Annotated in this window: 15 protein-coding genes; all 15 read left to right on the plus strand. The window is 62.6% G+C overall.

Going from position 1 to position 16,787, the window contains the following annotated elements:
• Positions 1–42 precede the first annotated feature (42 nt).
• The 15 genes from J3P94_RS06125 to J3P94_RS06195 all read left to right on the plus strand — a co-directional run bounded on the left by J3P94_RS06125 (position 43) and on the right by J3P94_RS06195 (position 16,611).
• Positions 43–753, plus strand: a complete 711-nt coding sequence (locus tag J3P94_RS06125) for a tellurite resistance TerB family protein (protein ID WP_434572053.1) — start codon at positions 43–45, stop codon at positions 751–753.
• A 269-nt stretch (positions 754–1,022) separates the two neighbouring features.
• Positions 1,023–2,645, plus strand: coding sequence for a methyl-accepting chemotaxis protein (locus tag J3P94_RS06130; protein ID WP_434572055.1), 1,623 nt, complete (start codon positions 1,023–1,025; stop codon positions 2,643–2,645).
• Entirely contained in the window at positions 2,645–3,181 is a 537-nt protein-coding gene (locus J3P94_RS06135; protein WP_434572057.1) for a chemotaxis protein CheW, read from the plus strand. The genes J3P94_RS06130 and J3P94_RS06135 overlap by 1 nt, the downstream gene beginning before the upstream one ends.
• Positions 3,178–4,443 (plus strand): CheR family methyltransferase, encoded by a 1,266-nt coding sequence (locus J3P94_RS06140; protein ID WP_434572059.1) that lies wholly within the window; start codon positions 3,178–3,180, stop codon positions 4,441–4,443. Before J3P94_RS06135 ends, J3P94_RS06140 begins: the two co-directional genes overlap by 4 nt.
• Entirely contained in the window at positions 4,440–5,111 is a 672-nt protein-coding gene (locus tag J3P94_RS06145) for a chemotaxis protein CheW (RefSeq protein ID WP_434572060.1), read from the plus strand. Before J3P94_RS06140 ends, J3P94_RS06145 begins: the two co-directional genes overlap by 4 nt.
• Positions 5,108–7,378 (plus strand): hybrid sensor histidine kinase/response regulator, encoded by a 2,271-nt coding sequence (locus J3P94_RS06150; RefSeq protein ID WP_434572062.1) that lies wholly within the window; start codon positions 5,108–5,110, stop codon positions 7,376–7,378. The genes J3P94_RS06145 and J3P94_RS06150 overlap by 4 nt, the downstream gene beginning before the upstream one ends.
• Positions 7,375–8,385, plus strand: a complete 1,011-nt coding sequence (locus tag J3P94_RS06155; protein ID WP_434572063.1) for a chemotaxis response regulator protein-glutamate methylesterase — start codon at positions 7,375–7,377, stop codon at positions 8,383–8,385. Before J3P94_RS06150 ends, J3P94_RS06155 begins: the two co-directional genes overlap by 4 nt.
• Before the next feature lie 39 nt (positions 8,386–8,424).
• A complete protein-coding gene (locus J3P94_RS06160) occupies positions 8,425–9,426 on the plus strand; it encodes a diguanylate cyclase domain-containing protein (RefSeq protein ID WP_434572065.1) in 1,002 nt (333 codons plus the stop codon).
• A 267-nt stretch (positions 9,427–9,693) separates the two neighbouring features.
• Positions 9,694–10,789 (plus strand): peptide chain release factor 2 gene (gene prfB / locus J3P94_RS06165; protein ID WP_095963568.1). Its coding sequence is split into 2 segments (ribosomal slippage): positions 9,694–9,765 and positions 9,767–10,789, totalling 1,095 coding nucleotides; the frame shifts between segments, so codons are not numbered across the junction.
• A 103-nt stretch (positions 10,790–10,892) separates the two neighbouring features.
• Positions 10,893–12,395: a lysine--tRNA ligase gene (lysS, locus tag J3P94_RS06170; RefSeq protein WP_305499056.1), complete on the plus strand. Its 1,503-nt coding sequence runs from the start codon at positions 10,893–10,895 to the stop codon at positions 12,393–12,395.
• 101 nt (positions 12,396–12,496) lie between these two features.
• A complete protein-coding gene (locus J3P94_RS06175; protein ID WP_434572066.1) occupies positions 12,497–13,213 on the plus strand; it encodes a TetR/AcrR family transcriptional regulator in 717 nt (238 codons plus the stop codon).
• 150 nt (positions 13,214–13,363) lie between these two features.
• Positions 13,364–13,918 (plus strand): hypothetical protein, encoded by a 555-nt coding sequence (locus J3P94_RS06180; protein WP_305499058.1) that lies wholly within the window; start codon positions 13,364–13,366, stop codon positions 13,916–13,918.
• A gap of 36 nt (positions 13,919–13,954) precedes the next feature.
• Positions 13,955–15,232 (plus strand): flavohemoglobin expression-modulating QEGLA motif protein, encoded by a 1,278-nt coding sequence (locus tag J3P94_RS06185; protein ID WP_014336757.1) that lies wholly within the window; start codon positions 13,955–13,957, stop codon positions 15,230–15,232.
• A gap of 147 nt (positions 15,233–15,379) precedes the next feature.
• Entirely contained in the window at positions 15,380–16,285 is a 906-nt protein-coding gene (locus J3P94_RS06190; protein WP_434572068.1) for an alpha/beta hydrolase, read from the plus strand.
• Complete coding sequence (locus J3P94_RS06195; protein WP_305499060.1) at positions 16,282–16,611, plus strand: hypothetical protein; 330 nt, start codon at positions 16,282–16,284, stop codon at positions 16,609–16,611. Before J3P94_RS06190 ends, J3P94_RS06195 begins: the two co-directional genes overlap by 4 nt.
• Positions 16,612–16,787: the final 176 nt, after the last annotated feature.

Here is a 16,787-nt window from a genome sequence, read left to right on the forward strand (position 1 = left end):
GGGCCTTATGATCCGGTTAACCCGAATGCGTGGAGGCAGCAAATGAACACCCGTGGATTGCTCGATCAGTTACTCAAGTCCGGTCAGGAAATGTTGCAGAACAAGGCCGGCGGCTCCCAGGGCAAGTCGTCCGGCGGTCTGGGTGGTTTGCTCGGCGGCTCCGGCAACCTCGGCGGAATGCTCTCCGGCGCAGGGGGCGGGGCGCTGGCGGCCAGCGCCATGGGGTTGCTGCTGGGCAACAAGAAAGCCCGTAGCTTTGGCGGCAAGGCCCTGACTTATGGCGGCCTGGCTGCATTGGGCGTGATTGCCTACAAGGCTTATGGCAACTGGCAGGCCCAGCAGGGCAATGCGCCGAAAACCGAACCGCAGACCCTCGACCGCGTCCCACCGGCGCAGGTCGAACAGCACAGCCAGGCGATCCTCAAGGCCCTGGTCGCGGCGGCCAAGGCCGACGGCCATGTGGACGAACGCGAGCGTCAACTGATCGAAGGCGAATTCACCAAGCTCGACAACGACCAGGAACTGCAACACTGGCTGCACGCCGAGCTCAACAAACCGCTGGATCCCAGCGACGTCGCCCGGGCGGCCAGCACACCGGAAATCGCCGCCGAAATGTACATCGCCAGCGTGATGCTGGTGGATGAGGAAAACTTCATGGAGAAATCCTACCTCGACGAACTGGCGCGACAACTCAAGCTGGAACCGGGACTGAAGGCGGAGCTGGAGAAGCAGGTGCGTCAGGCGGCTGCATGATCCTGTCTCAGGAAATAATTTTGTGATGTTTGAACAATAATTGCCCACCACTTTCCCTGTGGGAGCGAGCTTGCTCGCGATGGCGTCCGGTCAGTCAGTATTTTATTCACTGACCCACCGGCATCGCGAGCAAGCTCGCTCCCACAGGAGCATCGCTCAACCTGAAAAATCGCAATCCTCGGCTTCGTCAAATTCCCCCAGACCGCCATACAGACGCACCACCACCCTCGGCTATACTCCCGGCAATTCAAAGTACCCGAGGTTTTCCTGTGAAGAACTGGACGTTGCGCCAACGCATTCTGGCGAGTTTTGCGGTGATCATTGCCATCATGTTGCTGATGGTGGTGGTCACTTACTCGCGCTTGTTGAAGATCGAGGCCAGTGAACAGGAAGTACGTACCGACGCCGTTCCAGGGGTGTATTACAGTTCCATGATCCGTGGGGGCTGGGTCGACAGTTACGTCAAGACCCAGCAGCTCGTGGGTCTGTCCGATCAGCGGGAAATCAACGACGAAGACAAAGCGCTCTACCAGCGGTACGAGCAGCATCTGCGCGATGAAATGCAGCAATATCAGAAGCTGATCCAGGACCCGGCCGACCAGGCCTCATTCGATGAATTCGAAGTCAATCACCAGGACTTCAACAAAGCCCTGGCGAAGGTACTGGATCTGTACCAGCGCAAGGACTACGAAGGCGCTCGGCTGGCGGTGGAAAAAGACCTGACGCCGGCATGGCTCGAGGGTCGCGGACACTTGAACCAGATTATCGAGCGCAATCGTGAGTTGGCTGAGCAGGCCGCCCTGACCATCGGCCGTGCGGTGACAGCCGCCGAGGTCGCCATGGGCCTGTCGTTTGTCGTTGCGGTGCTGGTGGCTGTTCTTTGCGGCCTGTTGCTGATGCGCGCGATCATGGCGCCGATGAGCCGCATCGTCGAGATACTCGATGTCATGCGCAGCGGCGATTTGAGCGGACGCCTGAACCTGGCGCGCAAAGACGAGTTCGGCGCTGTGGAGACCGGCTTCAACGACATGATGGCCGAGTTGACGTCGCTGGTCTCCCAGGCCCAGCGTTCCTCGGTGCAGGTCACCACCTCGGTGACCGAGATCGCCGCGACCTCACGGCAGCAACAGGCCACGGCCACCGAAACCGCCGCCACCACCACCGAGATCGGCGCGACGTCCCGTGAAATCGCCGCCACCTCTCGCGACCTGGTGCGCACCATGACCGAAGTCTCCAGCGCCGCCGACCAGGCCTCTGTCGCCGCCGGCTCAGGTCAGCAAGGCCTGGCGCGCATGGAAGAGACCATGCATTCGGTGATGGGCGCCGCTGACCTGGTGAACGCCAAGCTGGCGATCCTCAACGAGAAGGCCGGTAACATCAACCAGGTGGTGGTGACCATCGTCAAGGTCGCCGACCAGACCAACCTGTTGTCGCTCAACGCCGCCATCGAGGCCGAGAAGGCCGGTGAGTACGGACGCGGTTTCGCCGTGGTCGCCACAGAGGTACGGCGTCTGGCCGATCAGACCGCTGTCGCCACCTACGACATCGAGCAGATGGTTCGCGAGATCCAGTCCGCTGTCTCGGCGGGTGTGATGGGCATGGACAAATTTTCCGAGGAAGTGCGCCGTGGCATGGCCGAGGTACAGCAGATCGGCGAGCAATTGTCGCAGATCATCCATCAGGTCCAGGCGCTGGCGCCGCGGGTGTTGATGGTCAACGAAGGCATGCAGGCCCAGGCCACCGGCGCCGAGCAGATCAATCACGCCCTGGTGCAACTGGGCGATGCCAGCAGCCAGACCGTGGAGTCCCTGCGCCAGGCCAGTTCCGCCATCGACGAGCTCAGCCAGGTAGCCGTGGGCCTGCGCAGCGGCGTCTCGCGTTTCAAAGTCTGATGAGCGATTTCGATGCCCGACGCGGTACCGGGCCGGCGGCCCGGCAGGCGTTGTTCCTGGTGTTTTGCATCGGTAACGAGCGCTACGCCCTGCAAGCCATCGATGTGGTGGAGGTGCTACCGCGCCTGCCGCTCAAGCCGATTGCCCGGACGCCGTCCTGGGTGGCCGGGGTATTCGCCTGGCGTGGCCGGGTGGTGCCGGTGCTCGATCTGTGCGCCTTGACCTTCGGCCAGGCCGCCGAGGCGCGCACCAGCACCCGGCTGGTGCTGGTCAATTATCGGCCCCAGGCGCAGCACGCAGCGCACGTGCTGGGTTTGATCCTGGAACAGGCCACCGACACCCTGCGTTGTGATCCGGCCGACTTCAAGCCTTATGGCCTGGACAATCCCCAGGCGCCTTACCTGGGCCCGGTGCGGGAGGATGCCCAAGGAATGTTGCAGTGGGTACGAGTCAACGATTTGCTCGACGAGTCGGTGCGTGCGGTGCTGTTCCCCACGCCGCCGCTGGACCTTGATGGTTTCGAGGATCGGCGATGAACAACGACCAGCGTTTTTTCGATTTCCTCAAGGAGCGCATCGGCCTGGACGTGACGTCCGTCGGCACCGCGATTATCGAGCGGGCCGTGCGCCAGCGCGTCCTTGCCGTGCCCGGCCGGACCACCGATGACTATTGGCAAAGCCTGCAACATTCTGCCCAGGAGCAGCAGGCGCTGATCGAAGCGGTGATCGTCCCGGAGACCTGGTTCTTCCGTTATCCCGAATCCTTCGCGACGCTGGGGCGACTGGCCTCCCAGCGCCTCGCCGCGATCAAGCACCTGCGCGCCCTGCGCATCCTCAGCCTGCCATGCTCCACTGGCGAAGAGCCGTATTCGATCGCCATGGCCCTGTTCGACGCAGGCCTCGGGCCGCATCAGTTCAAAGTCGATGCGATGGACGTCAGCCCGCTGTCCGTTGATAAAGCCCGGCAAGCGCGTTACGGCAGGAACTCCTTCCGTGGCGCGGACCTTGGTTTTCGCGAACGGTATTTCAGTGCCGAGGAGGACGGCTATTACCTCGATGAGCGCATACGTGAACAGGTGCGCCTGCAAGTGGGCAACCTCTTGGATCCGGCCTTGCTGGTGAATGAGGCGCCGTATGATTTCGTGTTCTGTCGCAACCTGCTGATCTATTTCGACCAGCCGACCCAGCAACAGGTATTCGAGGTGCTCAAGCGCCTGACCCATCAGGACGGCGTCTTGTTCATCGGTCCCGCCGAGGGCAGTTTGCTGGGGCGGCTAGGCATGCGCTCGATCGGCATCCCCCAATCGTTCGCCTTCAGCCGCCAAGGCGCGCCCGAGCCGCAACCGCTGCCAACGCTGTTGCCAAGTCCGCTGCCGATTCGCCAGCCGCCACCCCGAGTCGCTGCGTCGCCGCTTCAGCCTCGACCGTTTGCAGCCAGCGTGACGCCGATCGCCCCACCCAGGAGCAGCGACGCGGTGACCTTGCTGGCCAATATCGCCGCCCTGGCCAACGGCGGCAAAAGCGCTGAGGCCCGTGCGGCTTGCGAAGAGTATTTGCGCAACCATGCGCCCAGCGCGCAGGTGTTCTATTGGCTGGGTCTGCTCAGCGACATGGCCGGCAACGCGCTCGAGGCCCAGGGTTTTTATCGCAAGGCGCTGTATCTTGAACCGCAACACGCCGAGGCCCTGGTGCATCTAGCGGCGCTGCTGGCATCCCAGGGAGACGTGGCCGGTGCCCGTCGATTGCAGGAACGTGCGGCCCGCAGTGGGCGCCCGGCTGAGAGTGAGCGCAAACGATGAGTGGTTCGGCTTCCTATAACGTGACTCATGACGATGCCCAGGCCATCGATGACTGCTGGAACCGCATCGGGGTTCACGGCGACAAGTCCTGCCCATTGCTGGTCGAACATATCCATTGCCGCAACTGTTCGGTGTACTCGGCGGCGGCCACCCGTTTGCTCGACCGTTATGCCCTGCGCCAGGATGATCGAGAGCTGGCTCTTGCGCCGGTCGACAGTGACATCGTCACGCGCTCGGTATTGATGTTCCGCCTGGGAGAAGAATGGTTGGGCTTGAGTACTCGCAGCCTGGTGGAAGTGGCGCCGTTGCAGCCGATCCATTCGCTGCCGCACCAGCGTTCGCGTGCCTTGCTCGGCGTTGCGAATGTGCGCGGCGCCCTGGTGGCCTGCCTGTCGCTAGTCGAGTTGTTGGGGCTGGAGCCTGGTTCGGCTGCGCCTTCCGGTGGGCGGATCATGCCGCGCATGCTGATTATCGCCGCCCAGGGCGGACCGGTATTGGTGCCGGTGGATGAGGTGGACGGCATTCATGCGATTGACGAACGCATCCTGGCGGGTGCTTCGCAATCGGCGGGCAAGTACACCCGTGGCGTGTTGCAGTACAAAGGCCGCAGCCTGCGTTGGCTGGATGAAGAGCAGTTGTTGTCCGCCGTGTCCCGGAGCCTGTCATGACCCCCGATCAGATGCGCGACGCCTCGTTGCTCGAACTGTTCAGCCTGGAAGCCGAGGCTCAGACCCAGGTACTCAGCGCCGGCCTGCTGGCCCTGGAGCGTGACCCGACCCAGGCTGACCACCTTGAGTCATGCATGCGCGCGGCCCACTCGCTCAAGGGCGCCGCGCGAATCGTCGGGATCCCCGCCGGGGTCAGCGTGGCCCACGTCATGGAAGATTGCCTGGTCAGCGCCCAGGAACGCCGCCTGGTATTGCGTGCCGAGCATATCGACGCCTTGCTGCAAGGCACCGACCTGCTGACGCGCATCGCGACCCCAGGCAACAGCGTCGGCGCCGAGGACATCGAGGCCTATGTCGCGTTATTGGGGCGCCTGCTGGATCCTGCCGCTGCGGCGGCTTCAAGCGCCATGTCGCCGACCAGCGAGATACCCCTCGAGCCCGTGCGGGTCGAGATGCCTGAGCCTGTGCCCATGCCCATGGAGCCTGTAGAACCGGCGGCAAGGAAAAAGCATGTCACCGAGGAGGGCGAACGGGTCTTGCGGGTCACTGCCGGGCGCCTCAACAGCCTGTTGGACCTGTCGAGCAAGTCGCTGGTCGAAACCCAGCGTCTCAAGCCTTGGCTGGCGACCCTGCTGCGGCTCAAGCGCCAGCAAGGCAATGGCCTGCGTGCTCTTGAAGACCTGAATGTGCATCTCAAGGACCATGCCTTGAGTCTCCAGGCCCAGGAGGCGCTCAACGATGCCCGGCGCCTGTTGGCGGAAACCCAGCAGATCCTGGCGCAAAAAACCGCTGAGCTGGATGAGTTTGCCTGGCAGGCTGGCCAGCGCGCACAAGTGTTGTACGACACGGCGCTGGCTTGCCGCATGCGCCCGTTTGCCGATGTGCTTGCGGGCCAGGCGCGCATGGTTCGTGACCTGGGACGCAGCCTGGGCAAACAGGTACGCCTGGAAATCGAAGGCGAGAAAACCCAGGTCGATCGCGACGTACTGGAAAAACTCGAAGCGCCCCTGACTCACCTGCTGCGCAACGCCGTCGACCATGGCATCGAGACGCCGGAGCAACGGCTGTTGGCCGGCAAACCCGCCGAAGGGCTGATCCGCTTGCGTGCCTCGCACCAGGCCGGCCTGCTGGTGCTGGAATTGGCGGACGACGGTGCCGGCGTGGATCTGGAACGGGTGCGCCGCAGCGTCGTGGAGCGTGGCCTTTCTCCCGAGCACACCGCCGCCAGCCTGAGCGAAGAAGAATTGCTGACTTTCCTGTTCCTGCCCGGCTTCAGCCTGCGGGACAAGGTCACCGAGGTGTCCGGGCGCGGTGTCGGCCTGGACGCTGTCCAGCACATGGTCCGGCAGTTGCGTGGCGCAGTGGTGCTGGAGCAGACGGCGGGCGCGGGCAGTCGCTTCCATCTTGAGGTGCCGCTGACGCTTTCGGTGGTGCGCAGCCTGGTGGTGGAAGTCGGCGGCGAGGCCTATGCGTTTCCCTTGGCCCATATCGAACGCATGTGCGACCTGTCGCCCGAGGACATCGTCCAGGTCGAAGGTCGCCAGCATTTCTGGCATGAAGGCCGCCATGTGGGGTTGGTCGCCGCCACGCAATTGCTCAACCGCCCGGTAGCGCCCAACAACGGCCAGAGTCTCAAGGTCGTGGTGATCCGCGAGCGTGAAGTGATCTATGGCGTGGCGGTGGAACGCTTCATCGGCGAGCGAACCCTGGTGGTGCTGCCCCTGGATGAGCGCCTGGGCAAGGTCCAGGACATTTCCGCCGGTGCCTTGCTCGACGACGGCTCGGTGGTGTTGATCGTCGATGTCGAAGACCTGCTGCGTTCGGTAGAAAAGTTGCTCGACACCGGGCGCCTGGAACGCATCGCCCGGCAGAACGAGGCCCAGGCCCCACGCAAGCGGATCCTGGTGGTGGACGACTCGCTGACCGTGCGGGAACTGGAACGCAAGCTGTTACTCAATCGTGGTTATGACGTGGCAGTGGCGGTAGACGGCATGGATGGCTGGAACGCGTTGCGTTCGGAGGATTTCGACTTGCTCATCACGGACATCGACATGCCGCGCATGGACGGTATCGAACTGGTGTCGCTGCTGCGCCGCGACAACCGCCTGCAATCGCTGCCGGTGATGGTGGTTTCCTATAAGGATCGCGAGGAAGATCGCCGCCGTGGCCTGGATGCCGGGGCCGACTATTATCTAGCCAAGGCGAGTTTTCATGATGACGCCTTGCTCGATGCCGTGGTCGAATTGATCGGAGGAGCGCGCGCTTGAAGATCGCCATCGTCAATGACATGCCCCTGGCGGTCGAGGCCCTGCGCCGCGCGCTGGCATTCGAGCCCGCGTATCAGTTGGTCTGGGTGGCCGCCAACGGCGCCGAGGCGGTGCAGCGTTGCCATGAATACACGCCGGACCTGATCCTGATGGACCTGTTCATGCCGATCATGGACGGTGTCGAGGCGACCCGGCGAATCATGGCCGACACGCCGTGCGCCATCGTGATCGTCACTGGCGACAGCCAGCAGAACGTCCATCGGGTGTTCGAAGCCATGGGCCATGGCGCCCTGGACGTAGTGGATACCCCGGCGCTGGGCGTCGGCAGGCCGGAGGACGCCGCTGCCCCCTTGCTGCGCAAGATCGCCAACATCGGCTGGCTGATCGGCGAGCGGGGCAACCGTGAGCGCGCCGCGCCGGCTGCGCAGCGGGCCTCGATGTCACGCAACAGCCTGGTGGCGATCGGCTCGTCTGCCGGCGGCCCCGCCGCGTTGGAAGTGCTGCTCAAGGCGCTACCCCGCGATTTCGCCCCGGCCATCGTGCTGGTCCAGCATGTGGACGAAGTGTTTGCCGCAGGCATGGCCGAGTGGCTTGGTGGCGTGTCGGGCCTTGAGGTCCGGCTGGCCCGCGAGGGCGAGACACCGCGAGGCGGGGTGGTGCTGTTGGCCGGAACCAATCATCATTTGCGCCTGTTGAAAAATGGCACGCTGGCGTACACGGCGGAGCCCGTCAACGAAATCTATCGGCCCTCCATCGATGTGTTTTTCGAGAGTGTCGCCAATTTCTGGAGTGGTGAGGCGGTAGGCGTGTTGCTCACCGGCATGGGTCGCGACGGTGCGCAAGGGCTTAAACTGATGCGCCAGCAGGGCTGTGTGACCATCGCCCAGGACCAGCAGAGCAGCGCGGTCTATGGCATGCCCAAGGCGGCCGCCGCTATCGACGCGGCGGCGCAGATACTCGCGCTGGACCGGATAGCGCCACGCCTGGTGGAAATTTTCAGCCAATGATGCCCTCTTGCACCCCAAGCAGTATTCAGGTGAGCCCCCATGACTGATTTACAGCTCGACGACTTCAAGCGCGATGAGAACGCCGCCATGGTCTTGCTGGTCGATGACCAGGCGATGATCGGCGAGGCAGTGCGACGCGGGTTGTCGAACGAGCAGAACATCGACTTCCACTTCTGCTCCGACCCTCACCAGGCCATCGCCCACGCCGTGCGCATCAAGCCGACGGTGATTCTCCAGGACCTGGTGATGCCCGGTCTCGACGGCTTGAGCCTGGTGCGCGAATACCGCAACCATCCGGCCACTCGCGACATCCCGATCATCGTCCTGTCGACCAAGGAGGACCCGCTGATCAAAAGCGCGGCGTTTGGCGCCGGAGCCAACGATTACCTGGTCAAGTTGCCGGACAATATCGAACTGGTAGCGCGGATCCGCTATCACTCGCGCTCCTACATGATGCTGTTGCAGCGCGACGCGGCCTACCGTGCGTTGCGGGTCAGCCAGCAGCAGTTGCTCGACACCAATCTGGTGCTGCAACGGCTGATGAACTCCGATGGCCTGACCGGGCTGTCCAATCGCCGGCACTTCGACGAATACCTGGAGCTGGAGTGGCGAAGGGCGCTGCGGGACCAGTCCCAGCTGTCGCTGTTGATGATCGATGTGGATTATTTCAAGTCGTTCAACGACAACTACGGTCACCTTGAAGGCGACGAAGCCCTGCGCAAGGTTGCCACGGCGATTCGCGATGCTTGCAGTCGTCCGTCCGACCTGCCGGCCCGTTATGGCGGCGAGGAGTTCGCCCTGGTCCTGCCCGGCACCTCGCCTGGCGGTGCACGGCTGATGGCCGAAAAGCTGCGCCAGAGCGTCGTTGCCCTGAAAATCCCGCATGCCACGCCCGACGGCGGCGAAAACCTGACCATCAGCATCGGGGTCGCGACCTTCACCCCGCAACAGGGCGGCGAGTGCCGCCAACTGATCTCGGCAGCGGACAAGGGGCTGTACCTGGCCAAGCACAATGGACGCAATCGGGTGGGGGTTGAATAAACCTGCCTGGCGAGATTGCTTTTGTGGCGAGGGAGCTTGCTCCCGCTGGGGCGCGCAGCGGCCCTGAAACCAGTTGGCTCGGTGTGCCAGGTCGATTGAGGGGGCCGTTTTGGCGCTGCTGCGCAACCCAGCGGGAGCAAGCTCCCTCGCCACAGGGGCCGTACGCTCAATCTCATTCCCCCTAAAGCCGCCAGGCGGGCTGCCGCCGACGCTTGATTACGTTATACTCGCCGGCTTTCAAAAGTTCGCCAACGAGTGCTGCCCGCCATGGAAATCAACCCGATCCTGAACACCATCAAGGACCTGTCCGAGCGCTCCGAAACTATTCGGGGGTATCTTTGACTACGATCAAAAGCATGAGCGTCTGACCGAAGTCAATCGCGAGCTTGAAGATCCGAATGTCTGGAACAACCCTTCCTACGCCCAGGAACTGGGCCGCGAGCGTTCTGCGCTGGCGCAGATCGTCGAGACCCTGGACGAGTTGTCCAGCGGCCTGGCCGATTGCCGCGACCTGCTGGACATGGCCGTAGAGGAAAACGACGAAGGCGCGGTCGGCGATGTGGTCGCCGAACTGACGCGCCTGGACGAGAACCTGGCCAAGCTGGAGTTCCGCCGCATGTTCAGCGGCGAGATGGACATGAACAACGCCTACCTGGACATCCAGGCCGGCTCCGGCGGCACCGAGGCCCAGGACTGGGCCAACATCCTGCTGCGCATGTACCTGCGCTGGGCCGACAAACGCGGTTTCGACGCGACCATCATGGAGCTGTCCGCCGGTGAAGTCGCCGGAATCAAGGGCGCTACCGTGCACATCAAGGGCGAGTACGCCTTTGGCTGGCTGCGTACCGAGATCGGTGTGCACCGCCTGGTGCGCAAGAGCCCGTTCGACTCCGGCAACCGTCGCCACACCTCGTTCTCGGCGGTATTCGTCTCGCCGGAAATCGATGACAACATCGAGATCGAGATCAACCCGGCCGACCTGCGTATCGACACCTACCGTTCCTCCGGGGCCGGTGGTCAGCACGTAAACACCACCGACTCGGCCGTACGGATCACCCACGTACCGACCAACACCGTGGTCAGTTGCCAGAACGAACGGTCCCAGCACGCGAACAAAGACACCGCGATGAAGATGCTGCGGGCGCGTTTGTACGAGCAGGAAGTGCAGAAGCGCAACGCGGCGTCCCAGGCCCTGGAAGACACCAAGTCCGATATCGGCTGGGGTCACCAGATCCGCTCGTACGTCCTCGACGCTTCGCGGATCAAGGACCTGCGCACCAGCATTGAACGCAGCGACTGCGACAAGGTGCTCGACGGCGACATCGATGAATATTTGATCGCCAGCCTCAAGCAAGGACTGTAACGCGACACCCACGTGGCGGGCGGGCACGCTTTCGAAGCGCGGCTCGCCGGCAGACTCCGGCCCGGGCCGGGGGCAACGAACCTGTGATGGAAACCTTAAAGACATGAGCGACCAAGAACTCGACCCGCAAGCCCTGCAACAGGAAGAAAACTCCCTGATCGCCCTGCGCAAGGAAAAGCTTGCTGCCGAGCGCGCCAAGGGCCAGGCCTTCCCCAACGACTTCCGCCGCGATTCGTACTGCGATGCCCTGCAGAAGAAGTACGCGGACAAGACCAAGGAAGAGCTGGCCGAGGCGGCGATTCCGGTCAAGGTTGCCGGTCGCATCATGCTCGACCGTGGTTCGTTCCTGGTGATCCAGGACATGACCGGTCGCATCCAGGTCTACGTCAACCGCAAGACCCTGCCGGAAGAAACCCTGGCCGCCGTCAAGACCTGGGACCTGGGCGACATCATTGCCGCCGAAGGCACCCTGGCCCGCTCCGGCAAGGGCGACCTGTACGTCGAAATGACCAGCGTGCGCCTGCTGACCAAGTCCCTGCGCCCGCTGCCGGACAAGCACCACGGCCTGACCGACACCGAGCAGCGTTACCGCCAGCGCTACGTCGACCTGATCGTCAACGAAGACGTGCGCCACACGTTCCGCGTGCGCTCGCAGGTCATCGCGCACATCCGCAGCTTCCTGATGAAGCGTGACTTCCTGGAAGTCGAGACGCCGATGCTGCAGACCATTCCGGGTGGCGCGGCGGCCAAGCCGTTCGAAACCCATCACAACGCCCTGGACATGGAAATGTTCCTGCGCATCGCGCCGGAGCTGTACCTCAAGCGCTTGGTGGTCGGTGGTTTCGAGAAGGTCTTCGAGATCAACCGCAACTTCCGTAACGAAGGCGTTTCGACCCGGCACAACCCCGAGTTCACCATGCTCGAGTTCTACCAGGCCTACGCCGATTACAACGACAACATGGACCTGACCGAAGAACTGTTCCGCGAGCTGGCACAGTTGATTTTGGGCAGCACCGACGTGCCGTACGGCGACAAGGTGTTCCACTTTGGCGAGCCGTTCGTGCGCCTGTCGGTGTTCGATTCGATCCTAAAGTACAACCCGGAAATTACTGCGGCCGACCTGCAGGACATCGACAAGGCGCGTGCCATCGCCAAGAAGGCCGGCGCCAAGGTGCTCGGCTTCGAAGGCCTGGGCAAGCTGCAGGTGATGATTTTCGAAGAGCTGGTCGAGCACAAGCTGGAGCAGCCGCACTTCATTACCCAATACCCGTTCGAAGTGTCGCCGCTGGCCCGTCGCAACGACGAGAACCCGAGCGTGACCGACCGTTTCGAACTGTTCATCGGCGGCCGTGAAATCGCCAACGCCTACTCCGAGCTCAACGACGCGGAAGACCAGGCCGAGCGCTTCATGGCCCAGGTGGCCGACAAGGACGCCGGTGACGACGAAGCCATGCACTACGACGCCGACTTCGTTCGCGCCCTGGAGTACGGCATGCCACCGACGGCTGGCGAAGGCATTGGTATCGATCGCCTGGTGATGTTGCTGACCAACTCACCGTCGATCCGGGATGTCATCCTGTTCCCGCACATGCGGCCCCAAGCGTAAGTGTTTCAATTAAAAAGCCGCCTCGATGGGCGGCTTTTTAATGCCTGTCTGGTACAAACGTATCAATTGGTTACTTCTGAAATAGCGAGGAAAGACCTGTCGTGAATCGTGCAATGGCTCCAGAAGGTGCAGCGGGCGTCGCCACTGCTGTCGCTGAAAGTGTTCAGTACCAGGGTCGCAAGGCCAGCCGACAGGGCAGTGAACAGCGTCGCCAGGAGATTCTCGACGCGGCCATGCGCATTGTCGTGCGCGATGGCGTGCGTGCGGTGCGCCACCGCGCGGTGGCCGCCGAAGCGGGCGTGCCGCTGTCGGCCACCACTTATTATTTCAAGGACATCGACGACCTGCTCACCGACACCTTCGCCCAGTACGTGGAACGCAGCGCGGCGTTCATGGCCAAGCTGTGGACCAACAATGAAGGCCTGCTGCGCGAGATGGTCGCCTACGGGGATGGCAGCGCCGCGTCGCGCTCGCAACTGGCGGACGACATCGCGCGGATGACGGCGGACTACGTGCAGCATCAATTGCATAGTCGTCGCGACTACCTGATGGCCGAACAGGCCTTCCGCCAGGAAGCGCTGCTCAACCCGCGCCTGGCGGTGTTGGTGCGTTCTCACCAGCAGATTTTGTTGCACGGCACCTGTCAGTTTTTCCAGGTCCTGGGCTCCCGCGAGCCACAACAGGATGCCAAAGTGTTGACGGCGATTATCGGACGGATGGAATATCAGGGCTTGCTCAATGGCGCCGAGCCGGTAGCTGAAGAAGACATGCTCGGCATCCTGACCCGTTACATGCACTTGGTACTGGCGTCGGTGTGACCCTTAAGGGTGACAAAAGTCCCCTGTGGCGAGGGAGCTTGCTCCCGCTGGGCTGCGCAGCGGCCCCTCTTTTATGAGCGCTGCGCACTCAAGCGGGAGCAAGCTCCCTCGCCACGGAAGACAAGGCGTCGATGACCATAGGGAGTTCCAATGAAAGCCTGGCGTGCCGTTGCACTGGCCGTGTCGTTGCTGCTGCTCAGTGGCTGCCTGGTGTCGTTCAAGGCGCCGTTGCCCGACAGCGAAGCCGCGCCCAAGGGCCTGCTCGGCCACTGGACCAGCACCAACGCCTGGGGCGAGCCGGTGAACCTGGAGCTGACGGAGGTCGGCAAGCATCGCTACCAGGCCGTCAGTTATTTCCGAGCCAGGCCTCAGGAGCGCGAAGCCATTCCCCTGACCGTCTCCCGCCACGGCAGTCGCTGGTATTTGTCGGCCAAGGTGCCGGCGCGCTTCGGCGGCCATTTCGTCATCGCCGGTTTCGAACTGACCGACAAGCAGGAACTGGTGGTCTACAACCTGGACATGGAACAGATCAACCAGGCCATCGGCCAGAAACTCCTCAGCGGCCAGCCAAACCAGAGCGAGGAGGGTGATGGCGTGCTGGTGGACAGCGACATGAACAAGGTTTTCAGCTACCTCGACGACCCGGCCAACTCCGATGTGTTCTCGGAAGCCGTGCGCTACCAGCGACTGAGCAAATCCCAATAACGGCTACAAGCGGACGTTTTTTCACAGGAGTTTCGGGTGGACGATTACCAGCAGACGATACGCACCTTGTCCGATCGCATTGTGCTGGCGCAAACGCCGATTCGCATTCTCGACGCGGTGAAGTGGGACGAGAGCATCCGCAAGGGGTTTCTCAAGGCCAAGGGCAAGGAAATGCCTGCGGTGGATCGTGATTATTACCTCAACCGGCCATTGTCCTTCGATTCGAGCAAAGTGAAGCTGGAGTTCCAGAACATCGAGCGCGACATCACTCGCCAGCTTGGGCAGTTCAACCCGGTTGGCCAGATCATGCGGCGCATGTGTAAGGAATACCGCATGGTGGTGCGCATGCTCGAAGCGCGCGGCACCGAGGACTTCGGGCTGATTTCCCAGGAACTGTACGGCGCCGCTTCCGATGCCTTCCACGCCGGTGACCCGACCCTGGCCGACCTGGGCCTGATGCTCTCCGACTACCTGAACAACATCGATGGCCGTGGCGACCTCAAGGACGAGCCCAAGGTGCTCAGTGCCAAGGAGGCCGTCAGCCTGTTGCAGCATCGCCTCAACCGGGTGTTTGGCGAGGCCGAGGAAACCATTCGCGTATTCGAGTCCGACGGTATCGTCGCCGACGCGGCGGCGGGTGCCGACTACATCAAGATCCGCACCGACGCGATGTTCAACGAGCGCGACGTCCGGGCGCTGGAGGTCCATGAAGGGCTGGTGCACGTCGGCACCACCCTCAACGGCTTGAACCAGCCGATTTGCACCTTCCTGTCCAAGGGCCCGCCCTCGTCGACGGTGACCCAGGAAGGCCTGGCGATCCTGATGGAAATCATCACCTTCGCCTCCTACCCGAGTCGCCTGCGCAAACTCACCAACCGCACCCGCGCCATCCATATGGTGGAGGAGGGGGCCGACTTCCTGCAGGTCTTCGAGTTTTTCCGCGAACAGGGCTTCGAAATGGCCGAAAGCTACGGCAACGCCAGCCGCGTTTTCCGTGGCTCGGTGCCGACCGGTCTGCCATTTACCAAGGACTTGTCCTACCTCAAGGGCTTCATCATGGTTTACAACTACATTCAGCTGGCCGTGCGCAAAGGCAAGCTGGAGCAGGTGCCGCTGCTGTTCTGTGGCAAGACCACCCTGGAGGATATGCGCACCCTGCGCCAACTGGTGGATGAGGGCCTGGTCGTGCCGCCCAAATACCTGCCCGAGCAGTTCCGCGACATGAACGCCTTGTCGGCCTGGATGTGCTTCTCCAACTTCTTGAACCACCTGAGCCTGGACCGGATCGAAGCGGATTATTCGAACATTCTTTGAGCACACCCTATCCCTGTGGGAGCGAGCCTGCTCGCGAAAGCGGTATTGCAGTCAACATTGATGTTGAATGTTCAACCGCATTCGCGAGCAGGCTCGCTCCCACAGGGGGGCTGCGTATAACTTCTGATTTTTGCGAGGCTTCACCGGATGCGAACCCTCGGCATCATTTGCCTGCTGCTGGCCCTGAGTGGCTGTAGCTCCCTGCTGTTCTACCCCGAACGCGGACTGCCGTTCACGCCGCAGCGGGCCAAGCTCGAATACCGCGACGTCACCCTGACCACGGCTGATGGCCTGAAGCTGCGTGGCTGGTGGCTGCCGGTGAAGCCGGGTGTCGAGGTCAAGGGCACGGTGCTGCATTTGCACGGCAACGGCGGCAACCTGTCCTGGCACCTCGGCGGGAGCTGGTGGTTGCCGGAGCAGGGTTATCAAGTGCTGATGGTCGATTACCGGGGTTATGGGGTGTCCGAGGGCGAGCCGAGCCTGCCGGCGATCTACCGGGACATCGACGCTGCGTTCAAATGGCTCGACCAATCGCCCGAGGTCCAAGGCAAGCCGCTGGTGCTGCTCGGCCAGAGCCTGGGTGGCGCGCTGGCGGTGCATTACCTGGTAGAGCATCCTCAGCGTCAACAGCAGCTCAAGGCGTTGGTGCTTGATGGCGTGCCCGCCAGCTATCGCGACGTCGGACGTTTTGCCCTGAGCACTTCATGGCTGACCTGGGCGTTGCAGGTGCCGCTGTCGTGGCTGGTGCCGGACGGCGACAGCGCCATTGGCTCGATCGCACAATTGAACGGCGTGCCGAAACTGATCTACCACAGCCTTGACGACCCCATCGTGCCCCTTTCCAACGGCATCCGCTTGTATCAAGCTGCGCCGCCGCCCCGGGTCCTGCAACTGACCCGGGGCGGCCACGTTCAGACTTTCGCCGACCCGACCTGGCGAACCGTGATGCTGCGCTACCTCGACGATCCCCAGCACTTCGATGGCTTGCGCCGCCTGGGCGAGGTGCCGAACTACCCGAAATCTTCCGTTGAATCATCCGAGAACCCGCAATGAGCGAAGAACGCAACGCCATCCCCCTGATCATCACCGGTATCTGCAGCATTCTCGGCACCGTCGCGGCGCTCTGGTACTACGGCTATCTGCATTTCGCCAAGCCCGAGGATGCGTTGCTGCTCAACCAGTTCACCATGCTCAAGACCGTGCCGGGCGAAGACTATAAAGTCGCCCTGGAGCCGGCGCCCCAGGTCGCCCAATGCATTGATGGCGTACTGGTGCTGTTCGACACCGAGCAGAAAGGCCTGACCGGTGTGCTGATCAACGAGAAGAAACGCGCGGTGCGGTGCATGGGGCAGGAGACGCCGCAGAAGCTTCAGCCATAAGCAAGACCTCTGTGGGAGCGAGCTTGCTCGCGATGGCGGTGGTTCAGCAGCATTGTGATTGGCTGACACTCCGCTATCGCGAGCAAGCTCGCTCCCACAGGGAAGGGGTACTGCCAACTATATTCAGCCAATAAAAAGCCCCGCCTGATTGAAGTCAGGCGGGGCTTTTGCGTTGC

This window comes from Pseudomonas sp. Z3-8, assembly GCF_051131975.1.
Lineage (GTDB): Bacteria > Pseudomonadota > Gammaproteobacteria > Pseudomonadales > Pseudomonadaceae > Aquipseudomonas.

What these genes read in the sequence shown, in the direction of transcription:
- J3P94_RS06125 (WP_434572053.1), top strand. Translation starts at nt 43, where the DNA reads ATGAACACCCGTGGATTGCTCGATCAGTTACTCAAGTCCGGTCAGGAA.
- J3P94_RS06135 (WP_434572057.1), top strand. Translation starts at nt 2,645, where the DNA reads ATGAGCGATTTCGATGCCCGACGCGGTACCGGGCCGGCGGCCCGGCAG.
- J3P94_RS06140 (WP_434572059.1), top strand. Translation starts at nt 3,178, where the DNA reads ATGAACAACGACCAGCGTTTTTTCGATTTCCTCAAGGAGCGCATCGGC.
- J3P94_RS06145 (WP_434572060.1), top strand. Translation starts at nt 4,440, where the DNA reads ATGAGTGGTTCGGCTTCCTATAACGTGACTCATGACGATGCCCAGGCC.
- J3P94_RS06150 (WP_434572062.1), top strand. Translation starts at nt 5,108, where the DNA reads ATGACCCCCGATCAGATGCGCGACGCCTCGTTGCTCGAACTGTTCAGC.
- J3P94_RS06160 (WP_434572065.1), top strand. Translation starts at nt 8,425, where the DNA reads ATGACTGATTTACAGCTCGACGACTTCAAGCGCGATGAGAACGCCGCC.
- lysS (WP_305499056.1), top strand. Translation starts at nt 10,893, where the DNA reads ATGAGCGACCAAGAACTCGACCCGCAAGCCCTGCAACAGGAAGAAAAC.
- J3P94_RS06180 (WP_305499058.1), top strand. Translation starts at nt 13,364, where the DNA reads ATGAAAGCCTGGCGTGCCGTTGCACTGGCCGTGTCGTTGCTGCTGCTC.
- J3P94_RS06190 (WP_434572068.1), top strand. Translation starts at nt 15,380, where the DNA reads ATGCGAACCCTCGGCATCATTTGCCTGCTGCTGGCCCTGAGTGGCTGT.
- J3P94_RS06195 (WP_305499060.1), top strand. Translation starts at nt 16,282, where the DNA reads ATGAGCGAAGAACGCAACGCCATCCCCCTGATCATCACCGGTATCTGC.